Source organism: Klebsiella sp. C360 (assembly GCF_048822415.1).
Taxonomy (GTDB): domain Bacteria; phylum Pseudomonadota; class Gammaproteobacteria; order Enterobacterales; family Enterobacteriaceae; genus Klebsiella; species Klebsiella quasipneumoniae.
On sequence record NZ_JBMEZZ010000006.1, the window covers coordinates 77,502 to 101,665 of the forward strand.

25 protein-coding genes are annotated in these 24,164 nt (G+C 61.8%); 13 read left to right on the plus strand and 12 right to left on the minus strand.

Translation table 11 applies throughout. The features are described 5' to 3' along the window. The 4 genes from ACOI7D_RS17065 to ACOI7D_RS17080 are packed head-to-tail and all read left to right on the plus strand — an operon-like array spanning nucleotide 1 to nucleotide 5,532. Nucleotides 1–669 (plus strand): hypothetical protein, encoded by a 669-nt coding sequence (locus ACOI7D_RS17065; protein ID WP_109546620.1) that lies wholly within the window; start codon nucleotides 1–3, stop codon nucleotides 667–669. Between the two features lie 25 nt (nucleotides 670–694). Further along, nucleotides 695–3,220 carry a fimbrial biogenesis outer membrane usher protein gene (locus tag ACOI7D_RS17070; RefSeq protein WP_023288547.1) on the plus strand — a complete coding sequence of 842 codons (2,526 nt, stop codon included), beginning with the start codon at nucleotides 695–697 and terminating at the stop codon, nucleotides 3,218–3,220. Then, the gene (ecpD, locus tag ACOI7D_RS17075) at nucleotides 3,210–4,853 is read left to right on the plus strand and encodes a fimbrial adhesin EcpD (RefSeq protein WP_109546619.1); all 1,644 of its coding nucleotides are present in this window, start codon (nucleotides 3,210–3,212) and stop codon (nucleotides 4,851–4,853) included. The genes ACOI7D_RS17070 and ecpD overlap by 11 nt, the downstream gene beginning before the upstream one ends. Continuing rightward, entirely contained in the window at nucleotides 4,822–5,532 is a 711-nt protein-coding gene (locus ACOI7D_RS17080; RefSeq protein WP_044521203.1) for a fimbria/pilus periplasmic chaperone, read from the plus strand. Before ecpD ends, ACOI7D_RS17080 begins: the two co-directional genes overlap by 32 nt. A gap of 3 nt (nucleotides 5,533–5,535) precedes the next feature. Here ACOI7D_RS17080 and ACOI7D_RS17085 read toward each other — a convergent pair whose 3' ends face one another. Genes ACOI7D_RS17085 through ACOI7D_RS17100 form a run of 4 tightly spaced genes read right to left on the minus strand, consistent with a single transcriptional unit; the run spans nucleotide 5,536 to nucleotide 8,593 of the window. Beyond that, nucleotides 5,536–6,225 (minus strand): amino acid ABC transporter permease, encoded by a 690-nt coding sequence (locus ACOI7D_RS17085; protein ID WP_044521205.1) that lies wholly within the window; start codon nucleotides 6,223–6,225, stop codon nucleotides 5,536–5,538. Beyond that, nucleotides 6,215–6,967 (minus strand): amino acid ABC transporter permease, encoded by a 753-nt coding sequence (locus ACOI7D_RS17090; protein ID WP_044521207.1) that lies wholly within the window; start codon nucleotides 6,965–6,967, stop codon nucleotides 6,215–6,217. Before ACOI7D_RS17090 ends, ACOI7D_RS17085 begins: the two co-directional genes overlap by 11 nt. After that, nucleotides 6,964–7,782, minus strand: a complete 819-nt coding sequence (locus ACOI7D_RS17095) for an amino acid ABC transporter ATP-binding protein (RefSeq protein WP_023288551.1) — start codon at nucleotides 7,780–7,782, stop codon at nucleotides 6,964–6,966. Before ACOI7D_RS17095 ends, ACOI7D_RS17090 begins: the two co-directional genes overlap by 4 nt. Nucleotide 7,783: 1 nt before the next feature. Beyond that, entirely contained in the window at nucleotides 7,784–8,593 is an 810-nt protein-coding gene (locus ACOI7D_RS17100) for an ABC transporter substrate-binding protein (protein ID WP_002890106.1), read from the minus strand. A gap of 334 nt (nucleotides 8,594–8,927) precedes the next feature. Here ACOI7D_RS17100 and ACOI7D_RS17105 point away from each other — a divergent pair, with 334 nt between their 5' ends. Further along, nucleotides 8,928–9,098, plus strand: coding sequence for a hypothetical protein (locus ACOI7D_RS17105; protein ID WP_002890108.1), 171 nt, complete (start codon nucleotides 8,928–8,930; stop codon nucleotides 9,096–9,098). Nucleotides 9,099–9,214: 116 nt separating this feature from the next. Here ACOI7D_RS17105 and ACOI7D_RS17110 read toward each other — a convergent pair whose 3' ends face one another. The 5 genes from ACOI7D_RS17110 to ACOI7D_RS17130 are packed head-to-tail and all read right to left on the minus strand — an operon-like array spanning nucleotide 9,215 to nucleotide 13,746. Continuing rightward, nucleotides 9,215–9,910 (minus strand): ABC transporter ATP-binding protein, encoded by a 696-nt coding sequence (locus tag ACOI7D_RS17110; RefSeq protein ID WP_004204908.1) that lies wholly within the window; start codon nucleotides 9,908–9,910, stop codon nucleotides 9,215–9,217. Then, a complete protein-coding gene (locus tag ACOI7D_RS17115; RefSeq protein WP_023288553.1) occupies nucleotides 9,903–10,685 on the minus strand; it encodes an ABC transporter ATP-binding protein in 783 nt (260 codons plus the stop codon). The genes ACOI7D_RS17110 and ACOI7D_RS17115 overlap by 8 nt, the downstream gene beginning before the upstream one ends. After that, nucleotides 10,672–11,721, minus strand: a complete 1,050-nt coding sequence (locus ACOI7D_RS17120; RefSeq protein ID WP_008805324.1) for a branched-chain amino acid ABC transporter permease — start codon at nucleotides 11,719–11,721, stop codon at nucleotides 10,672–10,674. The genes ACOI7D_RS17115 and ACOI7D_RS17120 overlap by 14 nt, the downstream gene beginning before the upstream one ends. Next, a complete protein-coding gene (locus ACOI7D_RS17125) occupies nucleotides 11,721–12,620 on the minus strand; it encodes a branched-chain amino acid ABC transporter permease (protein ID WP_002890128.1) in 900 nt (299 codons plus the stop codon). Before ACOI7D_RS17125 ends, ACOI7D_RS17120 begins: the two co-directional genes overlap by 1 nt. A 19-nt stretch (nucleotides 12,621–12,639) precedes the next feature. Then, a complete protein-coding gene (locus ACOI7D_RS17130; protein WP_072096492.1) occupies nucleotides 12,640–13,746 on the minus strand; it encodes an ABC transporter substrate-binding protein in 1,107 nt (368 codons plus the stop codon). Between ACOI7D_RS17130 and ACOI7D_RS17135 the strand changes: the two genes are divergently transcribed. Further along, nucleotides 13,739–13,882: a hypothetical protein gene (locus tag ACOI7D_RS17135; protein WP_032428606.1), complete on the plus strand. Its 144-nt coding sequence runs from the start codon at nucleotides 13,739–13,741 to the stop codon at nucleotides 13,880–13,882. The two genes, ACOI7D_RS17130 and ACOI7D_RS17135, sit on opposite strands and share 8 nt — an antisense overlap. Nucleotides 13,883–14,321: 439 nt before the next feature. Here ACOI7D_RS17135 and eutC read toward each other — a convergent pair whose 3' ends face one another. Genes eutC through eat form a run of 3 tightly spaced genes read right to left on the minus strand, consistent with a single transcriptional unit; the run spans nucleotide 14,322 to nucleotide 17,872 of the window. Further along, complete coding sequence (gene eutC, locus ACOI7D_RS17140; RefSeq protein ID WP_080820532.1) at nucleotides 14,322–15,098, minus strand: ethanolamine ammonia-lyase subunit EutC; 777 nt, start codon at nucleotides 15,096–15,098, stop codon at nucleotides 14,322–14,324. Beyond that, complete coding sequence (locus tag ACOI7D_RS17145) at nucleotides 15,095–16,483, minus strand: ethanolamine ammonia-lyase subunit EutB (protein ID WP_023288556.1); 1,389 nt, start codon at nucleotides 16,481–16,483, stop codon at nucleotides 15,095–15,097. Before ACOI7D_RS17145 ends, eutC begins: the two co-directional genes overlap by 4 nt. Before the next feature lie 9 nt (nucleotides 16,484–16,492). After that, the gene (gene eat, locus ACOI7D_RS17150; protein WP_032453381.1) at nucleotides 16,493–17,872 is read right to left on the minus strand and encodes an ethanolamine permease; all 1,380 of its coding nucleotides are present in this window, start codon (nucleotides 17,870–17,872) and stop codon (nucleotides 16,493–16,495) included. 62 nt (nucleotides 17,873–17,934) lie between these two features. On the opposite strand from eat, the gene ACOI7D_RS17155 reads away from it, so the two are divergent. The 7 genes from ACOI7D_RS17155 to tauD all read left to right on the plus strand — a co-directional run bounded on the left by ACOI7D_RS17155 (nucleotide 17,935) and on the right by tauD (nucleotide 24,128). Further along, a complete protein-coding gene (locus tag ACOI7D_RS17155; protein WP_072199122.1) occupies nucleotides 17,935–18,063 on the plus strand; it encodes a hypothetical protein in 129 nt (42 codons plus the stop codon). Nucleotides 18,064–18,145: 82 nt separating this feature from the next. Beyond that, the gene (gene mmuP, locus ACOI7D_RS17160) at nucleotides 18,146–19,555 is read left to right on the plus strand and encodes an S-methylmethionine permease (RefSeq protein ID WP_109546618.1); all 1,410 of its coding nucleotides are present in this window, start codon (nucleotides 18,146–18,148) and stop codon (nucleotides 19,553–19,555) included. After that, on the plus strand, nucleotides 19,542–20,474 hold the full coding sequence (mmuM, locus tag ACOI7D_RS17165; RefSeq protein ID WP_109546617.1) for a homocysteine S-methyltransferase: 933 nt from the start codon (nucleotides 19,542–19,544) through the stop codon (nucleotides 20,472–20,474). Before mmuP ends, mmuM begins: the two co-directional genes overlap by 14 nt. Nucleotides 20,475–20,714: 240 nt before the next feature. After that, on the plus strand, nucleotides 20,715–21,677 hold the full coding sequence (gene tauA, locus ACOI7D_RS17170) for a taurine ABC transporter substrate-binding protein (protein ID WP_004204897.1): 963 nt from the start codon (nucleotides 20,715–20,717) through the stop codon (nucleotides 21,675–21,677). Nucleotides 21,678–21,688: 11 nt separating this feature from the next. Continuing rightward, complete coding sequence (gene tauB / locus ACOI7D_RS17175; protein WP_023288561.1) at nucleotides 21,689–22,456, plus strand: taurine ABC transporter ATP-binding subunit; 768 nt, start codon at nucleotides 21,689–21,691, stop codon at nucleotides 22,454–22,456. Continuing rightward, nucleotides 22,453–23,280: a taurine ABC transporter permease TauC gene (gene tauC / locus ACOI7D_RS17180; protein ID WP_032453385.1), complete on the plus strand. Its 828-nt coding sequence runs from the start codon at nucleotides 22,453–22,455 to the stop codon at nucleotides 23,278–23,280. The genes tauB and tauC overlap by 4 nt, the downstream gene beginning before the upstream one ends. Then, nucleotides 23,277–24,128: a taurine dioxygenase gene (gene tauD, locus ACOI7D_RS17185; protein ID WP_023288563.1), complete on the plus strand. Its 852-nt coding sequence runs from the start codon at nucleotides 23,277–23,279 to the stop codon at nucleotides 24,126–24,128. The genes tauC and tauD overlap by 4 nt, the downstream gene beginning before the upstream one ends. Nucleotides 24,129–24,164: the final 36 nt, after the last annotated feature.

Consider the following 24,164-nt stretch of genomic DNA (forward strand, 5'->3'; position numbering starts at 1 on the left):
ATGAAAAAGCACCTTCTGGCCCTCGGGCTGCTGCTTGCCGGAGTATCGCCGGCGCAGGCGCTGGATGTCGGCGATATCTCATCTTTTATGAACAGCGGCAGCAGCACGCTGAGCAAAACGATCAAGAACAGCACCGACAGCGGCCGGCTGATCAATATCCATCTCGAACGGCTCTCTTCCCCGCTGGATAACGGACAAGTTATCCCGATGGATAAACCGGATGAGGTGCTGCTCACTCCCGCCAGCCTGCTGTTACCCGCCCAGGCCAGCGATGTGATCCGCTTCTTCTACAAAGGCCCGGCGGATGACAAAGAGCGCTACTACCGCATTGTCTGGTTCGACCAGGCGCTCAGCGATGCCCAGCGCGATAACGCCACCCGCAGCGCGGTGGCCACCGCTTCCGCCCGCATCGGCACCATCCTGGTGGTGGCGCCCCGGCAGGTGAACTACCTCTTTCAGTACGCCAACGGCTCCCTGACCAACACCGGGAACGCGACGCTGCGGATCCTCGCCTACGGCCCTTGCCTGAAGACCGCCGAAGGTAAGGAGTGTAAAGAGAACTACTACCTGATGCCGGGTAAATCACGCCGTTTTACGCGCGTGGACACGGCGGATAAAAAAGGACGGGTTGCGCTTTGGCAGGGTGAGCAGTTTGTTCCCGTGAAATAGACAGCTGTGCAGATGGATAACGACGATGCCTCTACAACGGATTTCCCCAGGACTGAAAACACGGCTTGCCTTCGGCATGTTTTTTTTGTTCGTTCAGCCCGACGCCAGCGCGGCTGCCCCAGGGGCGCAGCAGATTGGCGGGGTGATTATTCCGCAGGCCTTCAGCCAGGCGCTGCAGGACGGCATGAGCGTTCCTCTCTATATTCATCTTGCCGGCAGCCAGGACACCCGGGACGATCAGCGGATCGGCAGCGCCTTTATCTGGCTGGACGGCGGCCAGCTGCGCGTTCGGCAGATCCGGCTGGAGGACAATGAGGGTAACGCCAGCGTCAGCGAACAGACCCGCCAGCAGCTGACTGGCCTCGCCAACGCCCCGTTCAGCGAGGCGCTCACCATCACGCTGACCGACAGCGCGCAGCTGGATCTCAGCCTGCGCCAGCTGCTGCTGCAGCTGGTGGTCAAGCGCGAGGCGCTGGGCACCGTGCTGCGCTCGCGCAGCGAAGACATCGGCCAGTCGAGCGTCAACGCCCTCAGCAGCAACCTGAGCTATAACCTCGGCGTCTATAACAACCAGATGCGCAACGGCGGGAGCAACACCTCCAGCTATCTGTCGCTGAACAACGTCACGGCGCTGCGTGAGCATCATGTGGTGCTCGACGGCTCGCTGTACGGGATCGGCAGCGGTCAGCAGGACAGTGAATTATATAAGGCCATGTATGAACGCGATTTCGCCGGCCACCGCTTTGCCGGCGGGATGCTTGACACCTGGAACCTGCAGTCCCTGGGGCCGATGACCGCTATTTCGGCGGGCAAGATTTACGGCCTTTCCTGGGGGAACCAGGCCAGCTCCACCGTCTTCGACAACAGCCAGTCCGCCACGCCGGTGATCGCCTTTCTGCCGGCGGCGGGCGAGGTGCATCTCACTCGTGACGGCCGGTTGCTGAGCGTCCAGAACTTCGCCATGGGGAATCATGAAGTGGATACCCGCGGCCTGCCGTACGGTATTTACGACGTGGAGGTCGAGGTGATCGTCAACGGGCGGGTGGTCAGCAAACGCACCCAGCGGGTCAATAAGCTGTTCAGCCGGGGACGCGGCGCCGGCGCGCCGCTGGCGTGGCAGGTGTGGGGCGGCAGTTTTCATATGGATCGCTGGTCGGAGAGCGGGAAAAAGACCCGGCCGGCGAAAGAGAGCTGGCTGGCGGGCCTCTCGGCCTCCGGGTCGCTCAGCACCCTGAGCTGGGCGGCAACGGGCTATGGCTACGACAACCAGGCGGTGGGAGAAACCCGCCTGACGCTGCCGCTGGGCGAGTCGATCAACGTTAACCTGCAAAATATGCTGGCCAGCGACAGCTCGTGGAGCAGCGTCGGCAGCATCAGCGCCACGCTGCCGGGGGGCTTTAGTTCAGTGTGGGTCAACCAGGAGAGAACCCGCATTGGCGATCAGTTGCGGCGCAGCGATGCTGACAACCGGGCGATCGGCGGCACCCTCAACCTCAACGCGCTGTGGTCGAAGCTGGGGACGTTCAGCGTCAGCTACAACGATGACCGTCGCTACAACAGTCATTACTACACCGCGGATTACTATCAGACGGTCTACAGCGGCGCCTTTGGCTCGCTCGGCCTGCGGGCGGGGATCCAGCGCTATAACAATGGCGACAGCAGCGCCAACACCGGGAAATATATCGCCCTCGATCTGTCGCTGCCGCTGGGCAACTGGTTCAGCGCCGGGATGACCCATCAGAACGGCTACACCATGGCTAACCTCTCAGCGCGCAAGCAGTTTGATGAAGGCACCATTCGCACCATCGGCGCCAATCTGTCGCGGGCCATCTCCGGCGATACCGGGGATGACAAAACCCTCAGCGGCGGGGCGTATGCCCAGTTCGACGCCCGCTACGCCAGCGGCACGCTGAACGTTAACAGCGCGGCGGACGGCTACGTCAACACCAACCTCACCGCCAGCGGCAGCGTCGGCTGGCAGGGCAAAAACATCGCCGCCAGCGGACGAACCGACGGCAACGCCGGGGTGATCTTCAACACCGGGCTGGAGGATGACGGTCAGATCAGCGCCAGGGTCAACGGGCGGATCTTCCCGCTCAGCGGCAAGCGTAACTATCTGCCGCTCTCACCCTATGGACGCTATGAGGTGGAGCTGCAAAACAGCAAAAACTCGCTCGACAGTTACGACATCGTCAGCGGGCGCAAGAGTCATCTGACCCTCTATCCCGGCAACGTGGCGGTGATTGAGCCTGAGGTGAAGCAGATGGTCACCGTCTCCGGTCGTATTCGGGCGGAAGACGGCACGCTGCTGGCGAATGCGCGGATTAACAACCATATCGGCCGTACCCGCACCGATGAAAACGGCGAGTTTGTCATGGATGTGGATAAGAAATACCCCACGATCGATTTCAGCTACGGCGGCAATAAAACCTGCGAAGTGGCGCTGGAGCTCAGCCAGGCGCGCGGCGCCGTCTGGGTGGGGGATGTGGTTTGCAGCGGCCTCTCGTCGTGGGCGGCGGCGCAGCAGACAGGAGAAGAGAATGAAAGTTAACCCCTTAATCGCCCTGGCGATCCTCGCGCTGCTCTGGCCGGCGGCCGCGCTCAGGGCGGCGGTGTCGAAGACCACCTGGTCGGATGCGCCGGCGCGCGAGTTTGTGTTTGTGGAAAACAACTCCGACGACAACTTTTTCGTCACCCCCGGCGGGGCGCTGGATCCGCGCATGACCGGCGCCAACCGCTGGACCGGCTTAAAATACACCGGCTCCGGGACCATCTATCAGCAGAGTCTCGGCTATATCGATAACGGCTACAACACCGGGCTCAATGCCAACTGGAAGTTTGATATGTGGCTGGAAAACTCGCCGGTTTCGCACCCCTTAACCGGCCTGCGCTGCATCAACTGGTACGCCGGGTGCGATATGGCCACCAGTCTGATCCTGCCGCAAACCACCGACGCCAGCGGGTTCTATGGCGCGACGGTGACCAGCGGCGGCGCGAAGTGGATGCACGGTATGATGTCGGACGCCTTCTATCAGTATCTGCAACAGATGCCGGTCGGCGGCAGCTTCACGATGACCATCAATGCCTGCCAGACCTCGGTGAACTACGACGCCAGCAGCGGCGCGCGCTGTAAGGATCAGGCCTCCGGCAACTGGTATGTGCGCAATGTCACCCACACCAAAGCCGCGAGCCTGTGGTTGATAAACACCCACTCGCTGGCGGAGGTGTTTATCAACAGCGATGGCGTGCCGACGCTCGGGGAAGGGAACGCCGACTGCCGGACGCAGACCATCGGCAGCCGCTCAGGATTAAGCTGTAAGATGGTCAACTATACCTTGCAGACCAATGGGTTAAGCAACACCTCGATCCATATTTTCCCGGCGATCGCCAACTCGTCGCTGGCCTCGGCCGTCGGGGCGTACGATATGCAGTTCAGCCTCAACGGCAGCTCATGGAAGCCGGTGAGCAATACCGCCTATTACTACACCTTCAACGAGATGAAGAGCTCAGACGCGATCTATGTGTTCTTCTCCAGCAACTTCTTTAAGCAGATGGTGAATCTCGGGATCAGCGATATCAATACCAAGGATCTGTTCAACTTTCGCTTCCAGAACACCACCTCGCCGGAGTCAGGCTGGTATGAGTTTTCCACCTCCAATACGCTGATTATCAAGCCTCGTGATTTCAGCATCAGCATTATCTCCGACGAATATACCTCGGCGCCGTCGCGGGAGGGGTATGTCGGCAGCGGCGAACCGGCGCTCGATTTCGGCTACATCGTCACCACCAGCGGTAAAACGGCCGCCGACGAAGTGCTGATCAAAGTGACCGGACCGGCGCAGGTGATTGGCGGGCGCTCCTACTGTCTCTTTAGCTCCGATGACGGTACGGCGAAAGTGCCGTTCCCGGCGACGCTCTCTTTTATCACCCGCAGCGGCGCGACGCAGACCTACGACGCCGGGTGCGATGACAGCTGGCGGGATATGACCGATGCGCTGTGGCTGACCACGCCGTGGACCGATATCTCCGGCGAAGTGGGGCAGATGGATAAGACCACGGTGAAATTCTCGATTCCGATGGATAACGCCATTTCGCTGCGGACGGTAGACGATAACGGCTGGTTTGGCGAAGTCAGCGCTTCAGGAGAGATTCATGTCCAGGCGACGTGGCGCAACATTAACTAAGGCCCTGCTGACGGTGGGCTGCCTGCTGGTGGCTCCGCTGGCGCAGGCTATCTCGGTCGGCAACCTGACCTTTTCCCTGCCGGCTGAAGCGGATTTCGCCAGCAAACGGGTGGTGAACAACAATAAAAGCGCGCGGCTATACCGCATCGCCGTCAGCGCCATCGATCGCCCGGGCGGCAGCGAAGTGCGCTCCCGGCCGGTGGATGGCGAGCTGCTGTTCGCCCCCCGTCAGCTGGCGCTGCAGGCCGGGGAGAGCGAATACTTCAAATTTTACTATCATGGCCCGCGGGACAATCGCGAGCGCTATTATCGGGTCTCGTTTCGCGAAATCCCCACCCGCAACCTGACGAGGCGCGGCCCGACCGGCGGCGAGGTCAGCATGGAGCCGGTGGTGGTGATGGATACCATTCTGGTGGTGCGCCCGCGCGAGGTGCAGTTTAAATGGTCTTTCGATAAGGTGGCCGGGACGGTGAGCAATACCGGCAATACCTGGTTTAAGCTGCTGATTAAGCCAGGATGCGATTCGACCGAAGAGGAGGGGGACGCGTGGTATCTGCGTCCCGGTGACGTGGTTCGCCAGCCGGCGCTGCGCCAGCCGGGGAACCACTATCTGGTCTATAACGACAAATTTATTAAGATCAGCGATACCTGCCCGCTGAAGCCCCGCCCCGCGGAGTGAGCCTTACCCGGCGGCCGCGCGGCGGGTAAAGCGCCGGCTGGCCAGCAGGCTCAGACCGCAGCACAGCAGGTAGTACACCGCGCCGGTGAAGACGAAGATCGCCAGGGGATAGATCTGCACCCGGTTGTTGACCTGGCCGGCCACGGTGGTCAGCTCCGGGACGTTGACGATAAACGCCAGCGAAGTGTCCTTCAGCAGGCCGATAAAGATCCCCACCAGCGACGGCTGAACGTTGCGCAGCGCCTGCGGGAGCAGCACCAGGCGCAGCGTTTGCCCGGGGGCGAAGCCCTGGGTCAGCGCCGCCTCATACTGACCTTTCGGCAGCGACTGCAGCCCGGCCAGCACCGAGTGCATCACCGAGGCGGCGGTAAACCACGCCAGCGCCAGGGTCACGGTCACCGCGCCGGGCAGATCGCCGCCGGTCAGCATCGGCAGCAGATACCACAGCCAGAAGATGACAAATATCAGCGGGATGCCGCGGATAATTTCCGCCCACAGAAACAGCAGACGCCGCGTCAGCCCGCCGTAGCGCCAGGCCAGGCCCGCCAGCGCAATGCCTCCCGGCAGCGCCAGCAGCGTGGCGCCGATAGCCATCAGCAGGGTCAGGGCCACGCCGCCGGGCTGGCCCTCCGCCAGCCGGCCCCACAGCAGGTAATCAAGGTTATCGGCGATCACCGCCAGATTAGCGTTCATGTTGGGCGCTCCGTTGCAGTTTTCTTCCCGGGCCGAGACGCGTTAGCGCCACGCCCATCGCCACCCCCAGCGCCAGGTACAGCGCGGTGCCGACGGCAAAAGCCTCCAGGGCGTGCGCGTTATAGCTCTCAATCTGCCGCACCTGATAGGTCAGTTCCGCAAAGCCGATGCCGCTGGCCAGCGATGAGAGTTTCATCAGGTTGAGATACTGGCCGACAATCGGCTGCCACGCGTTGGCCAGCCCCTGCGGCAGAAGGATAAAGCGCAGCTCCTGCCACGGCGTAAAGCCCTGCGACAGCGCGGCTTCCCGCTGCCCGTGGCTGACGGCGCGCAGTCCGGAGGCGATCTCTTCCACCAGAAAGGCGGAGGTAAAGACCCCCAGCCCCCACATTGAGCAGAGGAACTCCGGCGTCAGCCACCAGACGTTGCCCGGCAGAATGGACCAGGCGTGCTCGTCGTTCACCACGTTCTTCACCGCCAGCGGCAGCAGGTTCCAGGCGGCAAAGTACCAGAACAGCAGCTGGACCAGCAGCGGGGTATTGCGAAACAGCGAGACCCACGCGGCCACCAGCCCGCGCCCCGCGCGGCCGCCGCCGAGGCGCAGGGCCAGCAGCAGAACCGCCAGCGCAGTGGCGAGCAGGATCCCGGCGACGCTGACCCAGACGGTGGTGAGAAAACCAGAGATAATCCATTGCAACGGCTGTCCGCTCAGGACGCCGTGCCAGTCAAGCATTGGCGTCACTCGAGGCTCTCCTGGTGCAGCGGATCCAGCACCTTCTGCAGAAAACGCCGCGCGCGGGCATGCTGCGGATGGGCGAAAAACTCAGCCGGCGGGGCGACCTCGAGAATGTCGCCGCCGTCGATAAACACCACCCGGTCGGCAATTTCGCGGGCAAACTGCATCTCGTGGGTCACCACCAGCATGGTGATCCCGCTGTGGGCGAGGTTTTTCATCACCTGCAAAACTTCGCCGATCATCTCCGGGTCGAGGGCCGAAGTGGGCTCATCGAACAGGATAATCTGCGGCGAGGAGGCCAGGGCGCGGGCGATCGCCACCCGCTGCTGCTGGCCGCCGGAGAGCTGCGCCGGCATCTGCTGCGCTTTCTCCTCCAGCCCGACCTGACGCAGCAGCGCCAGCGCCCGCTCCTGTGCCGCGCTTTTTCCCCAGCCGTGGACGCGCTCCAGCGCCAGCGTGATGTTCTCCTGCGCCGTCAGGTGGGCGTAAAGGTTGAACTGCTGGAAGACAAAGCCGACGCGGCTGCGCAGCTGGCGCAAGGCGCTGCCGCTCAGCCGGCTGGTGGGTTTGCCGTCGATCAGGATCTCGCCGCCGCTTAAGGATTCGAGCTGGTTGATCAGGCGGATCAGCGTCGATTTTCCCGATCCGGAAGGGCCGAGGATCGCCACCACTTCGCCGGGATCGACCTGCAGGTTGATGGCGTTGAGCACCTGATGATCGCCGTAGCGCTTGGCCACCTCACGAAAGGTAATGCTGGCGCGCTGCAGACGTGAAAAATCCGCGGCCGGGGCCGCGGAGTGGGAGAATAAACCCGAGAACATATTATTTCGCTTCTATGGTAAAGGCGCGCGGCTGCGGCGTTTTAGTGGCAGGGCCAAACCAGACATCGTAAATTTTCGCGGCTTCGCCGGTTTTCTCCAGCTTCACCAGCTCATCGTTGACGGCCTTCAGCAGGGCCGGTTCGCCTTTCTTCACCCCCACGCCAATCTCTTCTTTGCTGAGCAGGTCGGGCAGAATTTTAAACTTGGCTTTATCCGGCGCTTCCGCCAGCAGACCGGCAAGGATGGTGCTGTCCTGGGTGATGGCCTGGACGTTGCCGTTGCGCAGGGCGGTCAGGGCCAGCGGAATATCGTCATAGGAGAGGACGCGAGCCTGCGGGAAACGCTGGTGCAGCGCCTGTTCGCCGGTGGTGCCTTTCACCGCGCCGATGCGCGCTTTGCTGTACTCATCAAGCTTATCCGGAGAGCCGGCCGGCACGAGGAACTGCTGGCCGGTGACGAAATACGGCGTTGAGAAATCAATAACCTGGGCCCGCTCCGGGGTGATGGTAATGTCGGCGACGATCAGGTCGGCTTTGCCGGACTGCAGCAGCGGAATACGGTTGGCCGGGTTAGTGGCCACCAGTTCGAGTTTGACGCCGAGCGCTTTCGCCAGCGCCTGGGCAAAGTCGACGTCGTAGCCGACGATATGGTGGGTTTTGGCGTCCACGGAGCCGAACGGCGGGTTGGCGTCAAAGGTGGCGACTTTCACGACGCCGGCGGCTTTGATGTCAGCCAGCTGGTCGGCCTGCGCCTGCGAGGCGAGCAGCAGCATACCCAGCGCCAGTGCGATTTTTGTGGTTTTGTTGCGCATATTTTTTCCCCTGAATCCCTGTTTTGTTTTGTTTTGTGGACATCACGCTCCCACACATTCCCCGTCGGCGGCAAAGAAGAAAAAATTCTTATCTATAACGAAAAAGAACTTAACAAACCTGTGGGTATTCTTTATGCGCTGGTAGCGTTTTACCGGCGCAGTCACGAGTGCCGAACGGCCCTCTTTCCCTCCGGAGAGAGGGTGAGGGTGACAGGACCGGGCGTAATATGCGCCAGCCAGGATTGCAAATTCGGAATTAATATTTCCCGCGCCCGGCCAACTGTGGTTGAAATAGACCCAGGCGATTCGCTTCCCGACAGAGGAGAAAACGAAAGTGGCATTGTGGCAACGGTTAACGGGCTGGCTGGCTTTTTTGTCCAACGGTGAAGCCGGACAGCAAGATACTCAACGCGTCATGGAGGCGATCCTGCCGGTGGCCAGCCTCTACGGCGTGGACATTGGCAACGTGGAAACCCGGTGGTTCCGTCATGATAAGACATACTGAGCGACGCAGGACGCGAGAAGCCTACTGGAACGAGGTGTGCTTTGTGTAGCAAGAGACTGCCTGAGGTTGCGGCATCGCAGGAGGCGCCGCCGCAGCCCAGGCAGTTTTAACCACCCTTATCCCCCCAGATACATCCGCTTAATTTCCGGGTTAGTCAGCATCTCCCGCGCCGCGCCTGACAAGGTGATCCGGCCATTCTCCAGGACATACGCCCGATCGGCGATCGCCAGCGCGGCCGTCGCATTCTGCTCCACCAGCAGCACCGTCATATTCTCTTCGCGCAGTTGCTTAATGATGCCGAACAGCTCGCCGACAATTTTCGGCGCCAGCCCGAGGCTCGGTTCATCCAGCATCAATAACACCGGCTCGCTCATCAGCGCCCGGGCGATGGCCAGCATCTGCTGCTCGCCGCCGCTCATGGTGCCCGCCATCTGATGGCGCCGCTCCTTGAGCCGTGGAAAGAGGGCGTACATACGATCGCGCAGGCGGGTGTAGCCGGCGAGATTATTGTAAGCGCCCATGCGCAGGTTCTCTTCGATAGTCAGGTTGGTAAAGACCCGGCGTCCCTCCGGCACCAGCGCCAGCCCGCGACGTACGATCTGGTGGGTCTGGCTGCGCGAGATATCGTCGTTGAGGAAGCTGACGCGCCCGCTGGAGCGCACCAGGTTGACGATCCCATTGAGGGTAGAGGTTTTACCGGCGCCATTGCTGCCGATCAGGGTGACGATCTCCCGGTCATAAACATCGATATCGACGCCTTTCAGTCCCTGGATCACGCCGTAAAAGACCTTCAGTTCTCTGGCGTTAAGCATAATTGGCTTCTCCCAGATAAGCGGAAATGACGTCCGGATGCTGGATCGCCTCGGCCATCAGGCCGCTGAACAATGGCTTACCATACTCCAGAACCATCACTCGTTCGCACAGGCGGTTGACGAAGGGCATATCGTGCTCGATTAACAGGACGCTGAGCTGATAGTCATGGCGCATGCGGAAGATCAGCTCCGCCAGATCCTCGGTCTCCTTTGGGTTCATCCCGGCGGCCGGCTCATCGAGCAGCAGCAGCTTCGGCGAGGTGGCCAGCGCGCGGGCGATCTCCACTTTGCGCTGGTTGCCATAGCTCAGGTTCGTGGCCTGCATATGGGCGAAGTGGGCGATGCCGATGTCTTCCAGAATGGCCATCGCTTTGGCCTTCGCCGCCCGCTCGGCCGGAAAGTAGCGGCCAATGTGCAGGGCCGCCTCCAGCAGCGAATAGCGGCTGGCCCGGTCGAGCCCGACCATTACGTTCTCCAGCACCGTCATCGAGTTAAACAGACGGATATTCTGGAAGGTGCGGGCGATCCCGGCGTTGACCACCTGGTTGGGCTTTAGCCCCTTCAGCGAGGCGCCCGCGAGGGTGACGCTGCCGCTGGTGGGCTTATAGTTGGCGGTGATGACGTTAAACAGGGTGGTTTTGCCCGCGCCGTTCGGGCCGATAAGGCCAAAGATCTCCGCTTCATCAACATGGAAGCTGACGTTGTCGATGGCCCGCAGGCCGCCAAACTGCATGGTGACGTCCTGCACCTGCAGGATGATTTTATTTTCCGCCATAGCTGCTGTTCCTTCTTCCCATCTGCCAAATCTCTTTTTTCCCCAGCAGCCCTTCGCGGGCGAAAAGCATGATGATCAGCAGCAGCAGGGAGAAGACCACCATTCTCAGGCCCGGATAGGCGCCGAGATCGTGACCGAAGAACTGCAGCGGCTGGTCGAGAAAGCGCAGCCACTCGCCGCTGCCGACCACCAGCACGGTGCCGAGCAGAGCGCCGGTGGTGCTGCCGAGCCCGCCGAGGACGATAATAATCAGCAGCTGGAAGGTGAGCATAAAGTCGAACAGCCCCGGGGAAATGGTGGTCAGCAGGGAAGCCAGCAGACCGCCGCCGATCCCTTCGAAGAAGGCGCTGGTGGCGAAGGCGCAGGTTTTAATGCGGAAGGTGTTGACCCCCATGGCGATCGCCGCATCTTCATCGTCGCGAATGGCTTTCATCATCCGGCCATACTTCGACCACACCAGCTGGAGGATCATGCCGGTAGCCAGCAGGGCGAACAGGCCGCACCAGAACAGGAGATGCGGCTGCTGCGGAATATCGTTCAGCCCGATGGCGCCGTTGGTGATTTGCGGGTTGTTAATGGCGAGGATCTTGATGATAAACCCGAAGCCGAGGGTGACGATGGCCAGGTAGTCGCCGCGCACCCGGAAGACCGGCACGGCGAGGCACACCGCCAGCGCCGCCGCGCACAGGCCGCTTATCAGCAGGGCGGGGAGGAAGCCCGCGTGCAGGCTGAGGATCCACGGGCTGGGGGCGGCCATTTCAAACATGTCTACCTTGCTGTCGCTGGAGAGGATCAGCAGGGCGGTGACGTAGGCGCCCACCGCCACGAAGCCGTTCGGCTCCAGCGACAGCTGGCCGGTCACGCCGTTGATCAGGTTGTAGCTGACCGCGAGGATCATAAAGATAAAAATGGTGCTGATGACGCGAACAATGTAGTCATTGAAAACCACGTTGATTCCGGCCAGCAGCGCGATACAGATGACAATAATGGCCAGGTTGCGCAGCTGCGCCCCGGCGGTGGTCGTCGCGTTGAGCATCAGAAACGGCTCCTTTCCAGACGTTCGTCGCCCATAATGCCGACCGGGCGGAACAAGAGGACCAGAATCAAGAACAGGAAGGCGAAAGCGTCTTTATAGCCGCCCAGTTCGGGGAAGATCGCCACCGCGACTACCTCGGTAAAACCGAGGATAAAGCCGCCCAGCACCGCGCCGGTGACGCTGCCGATCCCGCCCAGCACGGCGGCGGCGAAGGCCTTCAGGCCGATAAGCACGCCCATCAGGGGATCGATCGTCGGGTAGCTGATGGAGTAGAACACGCCGCCGAGCGCCGCGAGGCTGCTGCCGAGGGCGAAGACCAGGGAGATGATCCGGTTGGCGTCAATGCCCATCAGACGCACGGTGTTGACGTCAAAGGCCACCGCGCGGATCGCCATTCCATAGCGGGTGCGGTACAGCAGCCAGAGGATCGCCAGCAGCAGCAGGACGGTGATCAGCGGCACAATCCACGCCACGTTGGTAATGATGACGCTGCCGAAGGCCCGGGTCTGGTTGAAAAAGTCAGGGGCGGAGAAGAAGCGCGAGCTGCCGCCGAACAGCACGTTAAACAGGTTTTCGAGGAAGAAGCTGACGCCGATGGCGGTGATCAGCATGGAGATTTTCGAGGCCTGGCGCAGCGGACGATAGGCGACCCGGTCAATCAGCATGCCAAACAGGCCGCACAGCCCGAGAGTCAGGAAAACGGCTACCCCGAAGGGTAGCCCAACCGAAGAAAATAAAAACAGCGTACTAAACGCGCCGACCATCATCACGTCCGCATGGGCGAAGTTGATCAGCCTTAGCACGCCATAAACCATCGTATAACCGATGGCAATCAGGGCGTACATGCCCCCAAGACTCATTCCATTGACCACTTGCTGGAGAAAAATGGCGCCGTCCATTTTGTAGCCTCGTCACAACTTAAGGGTTAACCACGGTACGAAACGCCAGCTTGCCATCTTTCACTTCGTTGATGACCGCGCTGCGAATGGCGTCGCCGTTCTGTAACGTCAGCGTGCCGGTCACGCCCTGGAAATCTTTGGTGGCGCGGATTTTTTCATTCACGCAGACCCGATCGTGGGGATCGCTGCACTGGTTCATGGCGTTGACGATAACGTTATAGGCGTCCGCCGCCATAGCGCCCCAGGTATGGGTCGGCTGCTGGTATTTGGCTTCCCAGGCTTTGATGAAGGTTTCCCCGGCCGGGGTCTGCTCTTTGGCGTTCGGCGAGTAGTAATCGGTGGTCATATAGCCGTTGACCGCGTCTTTACCCACATCGAAGAAGACCTGATCTGCGGCCAGACCGTCGCCGCCCACCACCGGTTTGTTGAGCCCCAGCTGTTTTGACTGGACGGCAATCAGCGCCCCTTCGGTGTAGTAGATCGGCATATAAATCATGTCGACATTCTTCGCCTTGACGCTCGCCAGCTGGGCTTTAAAGTCCTTGCTGCCGCCCGGGGCCTGTACCTCGATGGGAATGGTGCCGCCGTTTTTCAGGAACTGGGTGCGGAACGCTTTCGCCAGGCCGACGGAGTAATCGTTGCTACTGTCAAACACGATGGCGGCGGTTTTGGCTTTCAGATCGCGGGAGGCCAGATTGGCCCCGACCACCCCCTGGAAGCTGTCCGAGAAGCAGACCCGGCTGACGTACGGATGGTTGCGGGTGACGCGGTCGTTGGTGGCGGTGGAGGAGACCAGCGGCGTTTTGCTGTCGTCGGCGATCTTGGTCATCGCCAGGGTGTTGGAGGAGGTGACTTCCCCGATCACGGCATCCACTTTATCGCTGGAGACCAGCCGCTGCATGGCGTTGGCCGCTTCGACTTTGTCGCTTTTATCATCGATAACGATAAGCTTGATGGTATCGCCATTTTTTAACGTCGGGGTGATGGTCTGAATAATGTCCAGCCCTTTCTGCGACGGCTGACCATAGCCGCTGAGGGCGCCGCTCAGGGGTAATACCACCCCGATTTTAATTTCCGCTGCCTGCGCGCTGCTCGCGCCGGCCAGCGCGGCTACCAGCGTGGCCATTAAAGACGCTTTCCCGGAAAACGATTTCATTGGTATTTCTCCGTCGGTCGATTATTTATCTTTAACCATCAATGACTGCATAACATTGAGGAATAATTCGCCAGCGTATCTGGCGAATTATTGGCTGTTATGTTGAATAGATAACGAGATATATACCCTAAATAATTCGAGTCGCATGAAGGCGGCATGTGAGCGAGTCCCCAGACGCTTGCAGAAGTCAGTGACTGGGGGGAGAGAACGCAGCCAACGCACATGCAACTTAAAGTATGACGGGTATTTTTAAGGCGCTGAATTACCTTACAACGTCCGTTTCGTTTTTACTCATGCAATATTCTTATTACCTGCAGGCAAGGGCATAAGGCTGGTGACAACACGGCTTTTGATACGCTGAACGTATTTTCCCAGGTAGCGACTGGCGCCTTATCCGGCCTGGAAAAAAAGCAATGTAAACCGGTTGGACGGTTTCCACAGGCTCGCGCCAGCGAAGCGCCGCCGGGCGATTTCAGCGCACCCGAATATAATATTCAGGTGCGCCAGGTAATATTAAAAATCTATTCTTCGGCTCGCGTGACTTATTATTTTAAAGGGGGCAATGGTTTTATTTTTCCATGCAGCGCCGGATTATCGCTTTCATCTTTCAGGCGCACGCCGGTAAGCCGTCGTAAAAAAGCCTGCTCCAGCAGCCAGGCCAGTTTAAAGGCGGCGGCGTCATGGCTCAGCCCTTCCGGGCGAATATTGGAGATACAGTTGCGCTCTGACTCCAGCCGCTGCCGATGGGGCTGCCAGGTGAGGTAGACGCCGAGGCTGTCCGGCGAGGAGAGGCCCGGTCGTTCGCCAATCAGGATCGCCACCGCGCGGGCTTTCAGGGTTTCGCCAATATCATCCCCCAGCGCCACCCGCGACTGATGGGCCAGCACCACCGGCGCGAGGCCGATCCCCAGCGTCTGCAGCCAGGGCAGCAGGGCGCGGATCAACGGCACCGCCTGACGCTCTACCGCCCAGGAAGAGAGGCCGTCGCCGATCACCAGCAGCAGGTCGGCGGGGCGGACGCCGCTGGCGGCGAGGTCGGCGCGACTCTCGTCGGCAAGCTGCCGCCCGAGATCCGGGCGCCGCAGATAGGTATGACGGTCCGGCGCGGCGCTGTGCACCGTCAGGGTGTCGAGGCCGAGCGCCGCCAGCGGCGCCACCAGCTGCTGGCTGGCGAACGGCTGATGAATGGCGTCCCGCGCTCTGGCGTGGGCCAGACCAAAGTTAAGGACTTCGCGGGTCGGCAGGCTGGCGCCGCTGCGGCCCAGGGCGATCCGCGCATCGGTAAATTCACGCAGCGGGTTCCAGGCGTCGGGACGGTTCATACGGGGGCTCCTTGCGGCAGAACGGACAGCAGCGGATGGCGGGCGTCGGTGAGCCGCAGCGCGCCGTGCGGATCGATAATTTGCATCTTCGCCAGCCAGTCGGCGAACTCCGGGGCATGCTTTAAGCCCAGCAGACGACGGGCGTAGAGCGCATCATGGAACGAGGTGCTCTGGTAATTAAGCATGATATCGTCCGCCCCTGGCACGCCGATCAGGAAGGTGAGCCCGGCGGCGCACAGCAGGGTCAGCAGGGTGTCCATATCATCCTGATCCGCTTCCGCATGGTTGGTATAGCAGACGTCGCAGCCGATCGGCAGGCCCATCAGTTTGCCGCAGAAGTGATCCTCCAGCCCGGCGCGAATAATCTGCTTACCGTCGTAGAGATACTCCGGACCGATAAAGCCGACCACCGTATTGACCAGCAGCGGTTCAAAGTGGCGGGCGACGGCGTAGGCCCGCGCCTCGCAGGTCTGCTGGTCGACGCCGTGGTGGGCGTTGGCCGACAGGCAGCTCCCCTGGCCGGTCTCAAAATACATTACATTGTTGCCGAGGGTGCCGCGACCGAGGCTGAGGGCCGCCTCGCGGGCCTCCTGCAGCATGGCAAGGTTGATGCCGAAGCCGCTGTTGGCCGCTTCGGTTCCCGCCACCGACTGAAACACCAGATCCACCGGCGCGCCGCGCTCAATCAGCTGCAGCGTATTGGTGACGTGGGTCAGAATGCAGGACTGGGTGGGAATGGCGAAGCGCTGGATAATATCGTCCAGCATCACGTTCAGCTGCGCCAGCACCGGTAAGCTGTCGCTGGCCGGGTTGATGCCGATCACCGCATCCCCGGCGCCGTACAGCAGTCCGTCGAGCATACTGGCGGCGATGCCTTTCAGGTCATCGGTGGGATGATTGGGCTGCAGGCGCACGCTGAGGTGGCCGGGCAGGCCGATGGTGTTGCGAAAGCGCGTCACCACCTGACACTTGCTGGCGGCGAGGATCAGATCCTGATTGCGCATCAGCTTGCTTACCGCCGCCGCCATCTCCGGGGTGATAGCGCGGGCGACCCGCTGCAGCGTGGCGGTATCGGTGGCATCGTCCAGCAGCCAGTCGCGGAAATCGCCGACCGTCAGGTGACGCAGGGCGGCAAAGCCCTGCGCATCATGGGTGTCGAGGATCAGGCGGGTCACTTCGTCCTGCTCGTAGGGGATAAGCGGGTTGTCGAGAATGTCGGTCAGCGGCACCTCGGCGAGGGTCATTTTCGCCGCCATCCGCTCTTCGGCCGAGTGGGCGATAACGCCCGCCAGGGCGTCGCCGGAGCGGGCCGGCGACGCTTTCGCCATCAGCGTTTTCAGACTATCAAAGCGCCATACCTGGCCCGATAGCGTGGTTTTATACATGCCGCCTCCTCAGGAGACCGTGCGCAGTTGAGGATCCACTGGCGCCCGTTCACGGGCCGCTGCGGTTTTGCGGAACCACAGGTAGCCGCCGAGCATCATCGCCGCGAAAATCAGCGCCAGCAGCAGGTTATACCAGACCATCGCCACCAGGCAGATCACCGCCATGCCGAGGGCAAAGGCCGGCGCCAGCGGGTAGAGCGGCGCGCGGAACGGACGGATCAGCTTCGGCTCGCTACGGCGCAGTTTGAACAACGCCGCCATGGAAGTGATATACATAACAATAGCCCCAAATACCGACATGGTGACGATGCAGGCGGTCAACGGCATGCCGCTGATGGTGATCAGCGAGTCGGAGAAGATCGCGGCGATACCCACCACGCCGCCGGCGAGGATCGCCAGATGCGGGGTGCGGGTGCGGCGGTTGAGGGAGGCCAGCCCGGCGGGCAGATAGCCGGCGCGGGCGAGGGAGTAGATCTGCCGCGAGTAGCCCATAATGATGCCGTGGAAGGAGGCGACGAGGCCAAACAGCCCCAGCCACACCAGCATATGCAGCCAGCCGCTGCCGTTGCCCACCACCGTCTTCATCGCCTGAGGCAGCGGGTCGTTGATATTGGACAGCGCGCGCCAGTCGCCGACGCCGCCGGCGAAGACCATCACGCCGATCGCCAGCACCGTCAGCGTCAGAATGCCGCCGCCCAGGGCGCGCGGAATGGTACGCTGCGGATCTTTTGCCTCTTCGGCGGCCATGGAAGCCCCCTCAATGGCGAGAAAAAACCAGATAGCGAACGGAATGGCGGCGAACATCCCCGGTAGCGCCAGGCCGCTAAAGCTTTCCGCGCCCGCCCAGCCGTTGGCGGTGAAGTGGCTCCAGGAGAAGCCGGGGGCGACCACGCCCATAAACACCAGCAGCTCGAAGATGGCCAGCAGGGTGACGATCAGCTCGAAGGTGGCGGCGATGCCGACGCCGAGGATATTGAGCGTCATAAAGATCACGTAAGCGCCGCAGGCGACCCACTTCGGATCCAGCGCCGGAAACTGCACGTTGAGGTAGGCGCCGATGGCCATGGCGATGGCCGGCGGGGCGAAGACGAATTCAATCAGAGTGGCAAAACCGGCGATAAAGCCGCCGGTGGGCCCGAAGGCGCGGTAGGCGTAGGCGAAAGGGCCGCCAGCGTGCGGGATGGCGGTGGTCAGCTCGGTAAAGCTGAAAATAAAGGCGCAGTACATGGCTGCGACCGCCAGGGCGACGACCATAAACCCCATCGTGCCCGCCTGCGACCAGCCGTAGCTCCAGCCGAAGTACTCCCCGGATATCACCAGTCCGACGGCGATCCCCCATAAACGAAAACTGCCGAGCGTTCTTTTTAAGGTGGTGGTGTGCTCTGTCATACGTGTTGCCTCGCCAGATAGAAAGGTTCTGAACGACAGGCTGCAAAGAGAGTGCCAGAACGTTGTCCGCCGCGATGAGGCGCCAGCCCGTGGCGCGCTCACCGGCGCTGCGCAAAAATGGGGCAGGCTGCACGCTGTCGGCGCGCGACCTGGTGCAGCGGCTTTGCTTTTTCCGCGGTGGCACGGTATAACACTTCTTCTTTTGGATGTTTAGATGTCTATACGTTTATACGCATCATGGCCCGGGCAAGCGGGCTGGCGTGAGAAAATAAAATGCAAAGCACAACACAACAACAAGGTGGGCAACTGAAGCGCACCATGAAAACGCGCCATCTGATCATGCTGTCGCTGGGCGGCGTGATTGGCACCGGCCTGTTCTTTAATACCGGCTATATCATCTCCACCACCGGCGCGGCCGGAACGCTGCTGGCGTATCTGATTGGCGCCCTGGTGGTCTGGCTGGTGATGCAGTGCCTCGGCGAACTGTCGGTGGCGATGCCGGAGACCGGCGCCTTCCACGTTTACGCGGCGCGCTACCTTGGCCCGGCGACGGGCTATACCGTGGCGTGGCTCTACTGGCTGACGTGGACGGTGGCGCTGGGTTCGAGCTTCACCGCCGCCGGCTTCTGTATGCAGTACTGGTTCCCGCAGGTGCCGGTCTGGATCTGGTGCGTGGTGTTCTGCGCGGTGATTTTCGGCCTTAACATCATTTCGACCCGCTTCTTCGCCGAAGGCGAGTTCTGGTTCTCGCTGGTGAAAGTGATCACCATCATCGCGTTTATTATTCTCGGCGGCGCGGCCATTTTCGGCATCATTCCGATGCAGGATGGCTCCCCGGCGCCGGGCCTGCGCAATATCACCGCCGAAGGCTGGTTCCCGCACGGCGGCCTGCCGATCCTGATGACCATGGTGGCGGTGAACTTCGCCTTCTCCGGGACGGAGCTTATCGGCATTGCCGCCGGAGAGACGGAAAACCCGCATAAGGTCATTCCGGTCGCCATCCGCACCACCATCGCCCGGCTGATTATTTTCTTTATCGGCACCGTGTTTGTGCTGGCGGCGCTGATCCCGATGCAACAGGCGGGGGTGGAGAAAAGCCCCTTCGTGCTGGTGTTTGAAAAGGTGGGCATCCCTTACGCGGCGGATATTTTCAACTTCGTGATCCTGACGGCGATCCTCTCGGCGGCCAACTCCGGCCTGTACGCTTCCGGGCGGATGCTCTGGTCGCTGTCGAACGAGAAGACGCTGCCGGCCTGCTTTGCCAAAGTCAATAAACGGGGCGTGCCGGTGACCGCGCTGTCGGTGAGTATGCTGGGCGGCGTGCTGGCGCTGTTATCCAGCGTGGTGGCGCCCGATACGGTGTTTGTGGCGCTGTCGGCGATCTCCGGCTTTGCGGTGGTGGCGGTGTGGTTGAGCATCTGCGCCTCGCACTTTATGTTCCGCCGCCGCCATCTGCAGCAGGGTAAGGCGCTGAGCGATCTGCAGTATCGCGCCCCCTGGTATCCGGTGGTGCCGATTCTGGGCTTTGTGCTGTGCCTGGTGGCCTGCGTGGGCCTCGCTTTTGACCCGAGCCAGAGAATTGCGCTGTGGTGCGGGATCCCCTTTGTGGCCCTGTGCTATGGTGCCTGGTATCTTACTCGTTCACGGAAAATGACTCAGGAGCCACAACATGTCGCAGACTAATCCGTTTACCGCCCTGCTTGCCGCCCAGCCTTTTGTGCTGCTGGACGGCGCCATGGCCACCGAGCTGGAGGCCCGCGGCTGCGATCTGGCTGACAGCCTGTGGTCGGCGAAAGTGCTGCTGGAAAATCCGCAGCTGATCCGCGATGTGCATCTCGACTACTTTCGCGCCGGAGCGCAGGTGGCGATCACCGCCAGCTATCAGGCCACTCCCGCCGGCTTTGCCGCGCGCGGCCTGGATGATGCGCAGTCCCGGGCGCTGATCGGCAAAAGCGTCGAGCTGGCGCGCAAAGCGCGCGAGGCGTACCTCGCCGAGAATCCACACGCCGGCACGCTGCTGGTCGCCGGTTCGGTGGGGCCGTATGGCGCCTTTCTCGCCGACGGCTCGGAGTATCGCGGCGATTATCAGCGCAGCGCGGCAGAGTTCCAGGCCTTCCACCGCCCGCGCGTCGAAGCGCTGCTGGATGCGGGCGCCGACCTGCTGGCCTGTGAAACCCTGCCGTCATTCGCCGAGATCCAGGCCCTGACAGCCCTGCTGCAGGAGTATCCCCGCGCCCGCGCCTGGTACTCCTTCACGCTGCGCGACGCCGAACATCTCAGCGATGGCACGCCGCTGCGCGAGGTGATGGCCGCCCTGGCGGATAACCCGCAGGTGGTGGCGGTGGGGATCAACTGTATCGCGCTGGAAAATACGCCCGCGGCGCTGGCGCATCTGCACAGCCTGACGGCGCTGCCGCTGGTGGTCTATCCTAACTCCGGTGAGCATTATGATGCGGTGAGCAAGACCTGGCACCATCATGGCGAAGCCTGCGCCAGCCTGGCGGGTTATCTGCCGCAGTGGCTGGCGGCCGGGGCGAGGCTGATCGGCGGCTGCTGCCGCACCACGCCGAAGGATATCGCTGAGCTTAACGCGAAGCGCTGAGTTTTGTGCCGGGTGGCGCTGCGCTTACCCGGCCTACACCTTGCGCGATCTGTAGGCCGGGCAAGGCGTAGCCGCCACCCGGCGCCAACCCTCTGCCGCCAATCCACCGCGCAAAATCAACTATCCTTTCCCGCTTTTGTTCTAAAAACGATTCGCTATTAGCCAGAATTTTTAATTACTTCATCTCCATCCTGATGCCGGAAATACTGCACCTATAACAACTCAGGGGAAGCAGACATTATGGCATTCACATCGCGAATTACTCTTCTGGCGGCGCTGGCCGTCGCCGCCTTCCAGGCGCAGGCGGTCAATGTGACCGTGGCGTATCAAACCTCCGCTGAGCCGGCGAAAGTCGCCCAGGCGGACAACACCTTCGCCAAAACCAGCGGGGCGACCGTCGACTGGCGGAAATTTGACAGCGGCGCCAGCGTGGTGCGCGCCCTGGCCTCCGGCGATGTGCAGATCGGCAATATCGGCTCCAGCCCGCTGGCGGTGGCTGCCAGCCAGCAGGTGCCGATTGAAGTGTTCCTGCTCGCTTCAAAGCTCGGCAACTCCGAAGCGCTGGTGGTGAAGAAAAGCATCACCAAACCGGAAGATCTGATCGGCAAGCGCATCGCCGTGCCGTTTATCTCCACCACCCACTACAGCCTGCTGTCGGCGCTCAAACACTGGGGCATCAAGCCGGGCCAGGTGCAGATTATTAACCTGCAGCCGCCGGCGATTATCGCCGCCTGGCAGCGCGGGGATATCGACGGGGCTTACGTCTGGGCGCCAGCGGTTAACGAACTGGAAAAAGAGGGCAAGGTGCTGACCGATTCCGCGCAGGTCGGGGAGTGGGGCGCACCGACCCTCGACGTCTGGGTGGTCCGTAAGGACTTCGCCGAGCAGCATCCGGAGATCGTCAAAGCGTTTGCTAAAAGCGCCATCGACGCCCAGCAGCCCTACATCGCCAACCCGGAGGCATGGCTGAAACAGCCGGACAACATCAGCAAGCTGGCGCGCCTGAGCGGCGTGCCGGAAGCCGATGTCCCGGGGCTGGTGAAGGGGAACACCTACCTGACCGCCGCTGAGCAGGCGCAGGCGCTGAACGGGCCGGTCAATCAGGCCATCGTCGATACCGCGCGCTTTCTGAAAGAGCAGGGCAAAGTGCCCGCGGCGGGAACCGATTATCGTCAGTACGTTACTGACCGTTTCGTGAAGTAAAGGAGGCGGCGATGCTGCAAATCTCGCATCTTTCCGCCGACTACGGCGGTAAACCGGCGCTGGCGGATATCAACCTGACGCTGGAGAGTGGGGAGCTGCTGGTGGTGCTGGGGCCTTCGGGCTGCGGTAAAACTACCCTGCTGAACCTGATTGCCGGATTCGTGCCCTATCAGCACGGCAGCATCACCCTCGAAGGTCAGCGGGTGACCGGGCCGGGCGCAGAGCGCGGCGTGGTCTTCCAGAACGAAGGCCTGCTGCCCTGGCGCAATGTGCAGGATAACGTGGCGCTGGGGCTGCAGCTGGCGGGTGTGGATAAAGCGCAGCGGCGGCAAGCGGCGGCGCAGATGCTGAAAAAGGTCGGCCTCGAAGGGGCGGAAAAGCGCTTTATCTGGCAGCTGTCCGGCGGTCAACGCCAGCGGGTGGGCATCGCCCGGGCGCTGGCGGCGAATCCGCAGCTGTTGCTGCTGGATGAGCCCTTCGGCGCGCTTGACGCCTTTACCCGCGAGCAGATGCAAACGCTGCTGCTGACCCTCTGGCATGAGACCGGCAAACAGGTGCTGCTCATCACCCATGACATTGAAGAGGCCATCTTTATGGCGACCGAGCTGGTGCTGTTGTCGCCGGGGCCGGGGCGGGTGGTGGAGCGGCTGCCGCTGGATTTCAGCCGCCGCTTTGTCGCGGGCGAACCCTGCCGCAGCATCAAATCCGACCCGCGGTTTATTGAACAGCGGGAATACATTCTGAGCCGGGTGTTTGACCAACGGGAGGCTTTCTCATGAGCGTGGTACTGAACGACAAACCGCGTCAACTGACGCTGAAGTGGCGCTGGCCGCTCTCCCGTCAGCTCACCCTCAGCGTGGCGACCCTGGCGGTGTTGCTGGCCGTCTGGTGGGCGGTCGCGGCGCTGCAGCTGATTAGCCCGCTGTTTCTGCCGCCGCCGGGCCAGGTGCTGCAGAAGCTTATCACTATCGCCGGGCCGCAGGGCTTTATGGATGCGACGCTCTGGCAGCACCTGGCGGCGAGCCTGACGCGGATCGTTATCGCTCTGCTGGCGGCGGTGCTGATCGGCGTGCCGGTGGGGATCGCCATGGGGCTCAACTCAACGGTGCGCGGGATCCTCGATCCGCTGATCGAGCTTTATCGTCCGGTGCCGCCGCTGGCCTACTTACCGCTGATGGTGATCTGGTTTGGCATCGGTGAAACGTCGAAGATCCTGCTGATCTACCTGGCGATTTTCGCCCCGGTAGCGATGTCGGCGCTGGCGGGGGTAAAAAGCGCGCAGCAGGTGCGGATTCGCGCCGCCCGTTCGCTGGGCGCCAGCCGGGCGCAGGTGCTGTGGCTGGTGATCCTGCCCGGCGCGCTGCCGGAGATCCTCACCGGGCTGCGCATTGGTCTTGGCGTCGGTTGGTCAACGCTGGTGGCCGCTGAGCTGATCGCCGCCACCCGCGGGTTAGGATTTATGGTGCAGTCCGCCGGCGAGTTTCTCGCCACTGATGTGGTGCTGGCGGGGATCGCGGTGATTGCCATTATCGCCTTTTTACTGGAACTGGGTCTGCGCGCGCTGCAGCGGCGCCTGACGCCCTGGCATGGAGAAGTACAATGAGTGAACGTCTGAGCATTACCCCGCTGGGGCCGTATATTGGCGCGCAGGTGACCGGGGCGGATTTAACCCGTCCGCTGAGCGACAACCAGTTTGAGCAGCTGTATCACGCGGTGCTGCGTCATCAGGTGGTATTCCTGCGCGAGCAAAATATCACCCCGGCGCAACAGCGCGACCTGGCGCTGCGGTTTGGCGACCTGCATATTCATCCGGTCTACCCTCACGCCCCAGGCGTGGAGGAGATTATCGTCCTCGATACCCACAACGATAATCCGCCGGATAATGACAACTGGCATACCGATGTCACCTTTATCGACACGCCGCCCGCCGGCGCTATTCTGGCGGCGAAAGAGTTGCCGACGACCGGCGGGGACACCCTGTGGACCAGCGGCATCGCCGCCTGGGAAGCGCTATCAGAGCCCTTCCGGCAGCTGCTGAGCGGCCTGCATGCGGAACACGATTTCCGTAAATCGTTCCAGGAGTATAAGTACAACCACACGGAAGCCGAGCATCGGCGCTGGCAGGAGGCGGTGGCGAAGCATCCGCCGCTGCTGCACCCGGTGGTGCGTACCCACCCGGTGACCGGCAAGCAGGCGCTGTTCGTTAACGAAGGCTTTACCACGCGGATTGTCGACGTGACCGAGAAAGAGAGCGCGGCGCTGCTGAGCTTCCTGTTTGCCCATATCACCAAACCGGAGTTTCAGGTGCGCTGGCGCTGGCAGCCGAACGATGTCGCTATCTGGGATAACCGGGTAACCCAGCATTACGCCAACGCCGACTATCTGCCGCAGCGGCGGATCATGCACCGGGCGACGATCCTTGGCGATAAGCCGTATTACCGGGCGGGGTAAGGCTTGTATTAGCCGCGTGCCGCGGAGAAAAGCGGA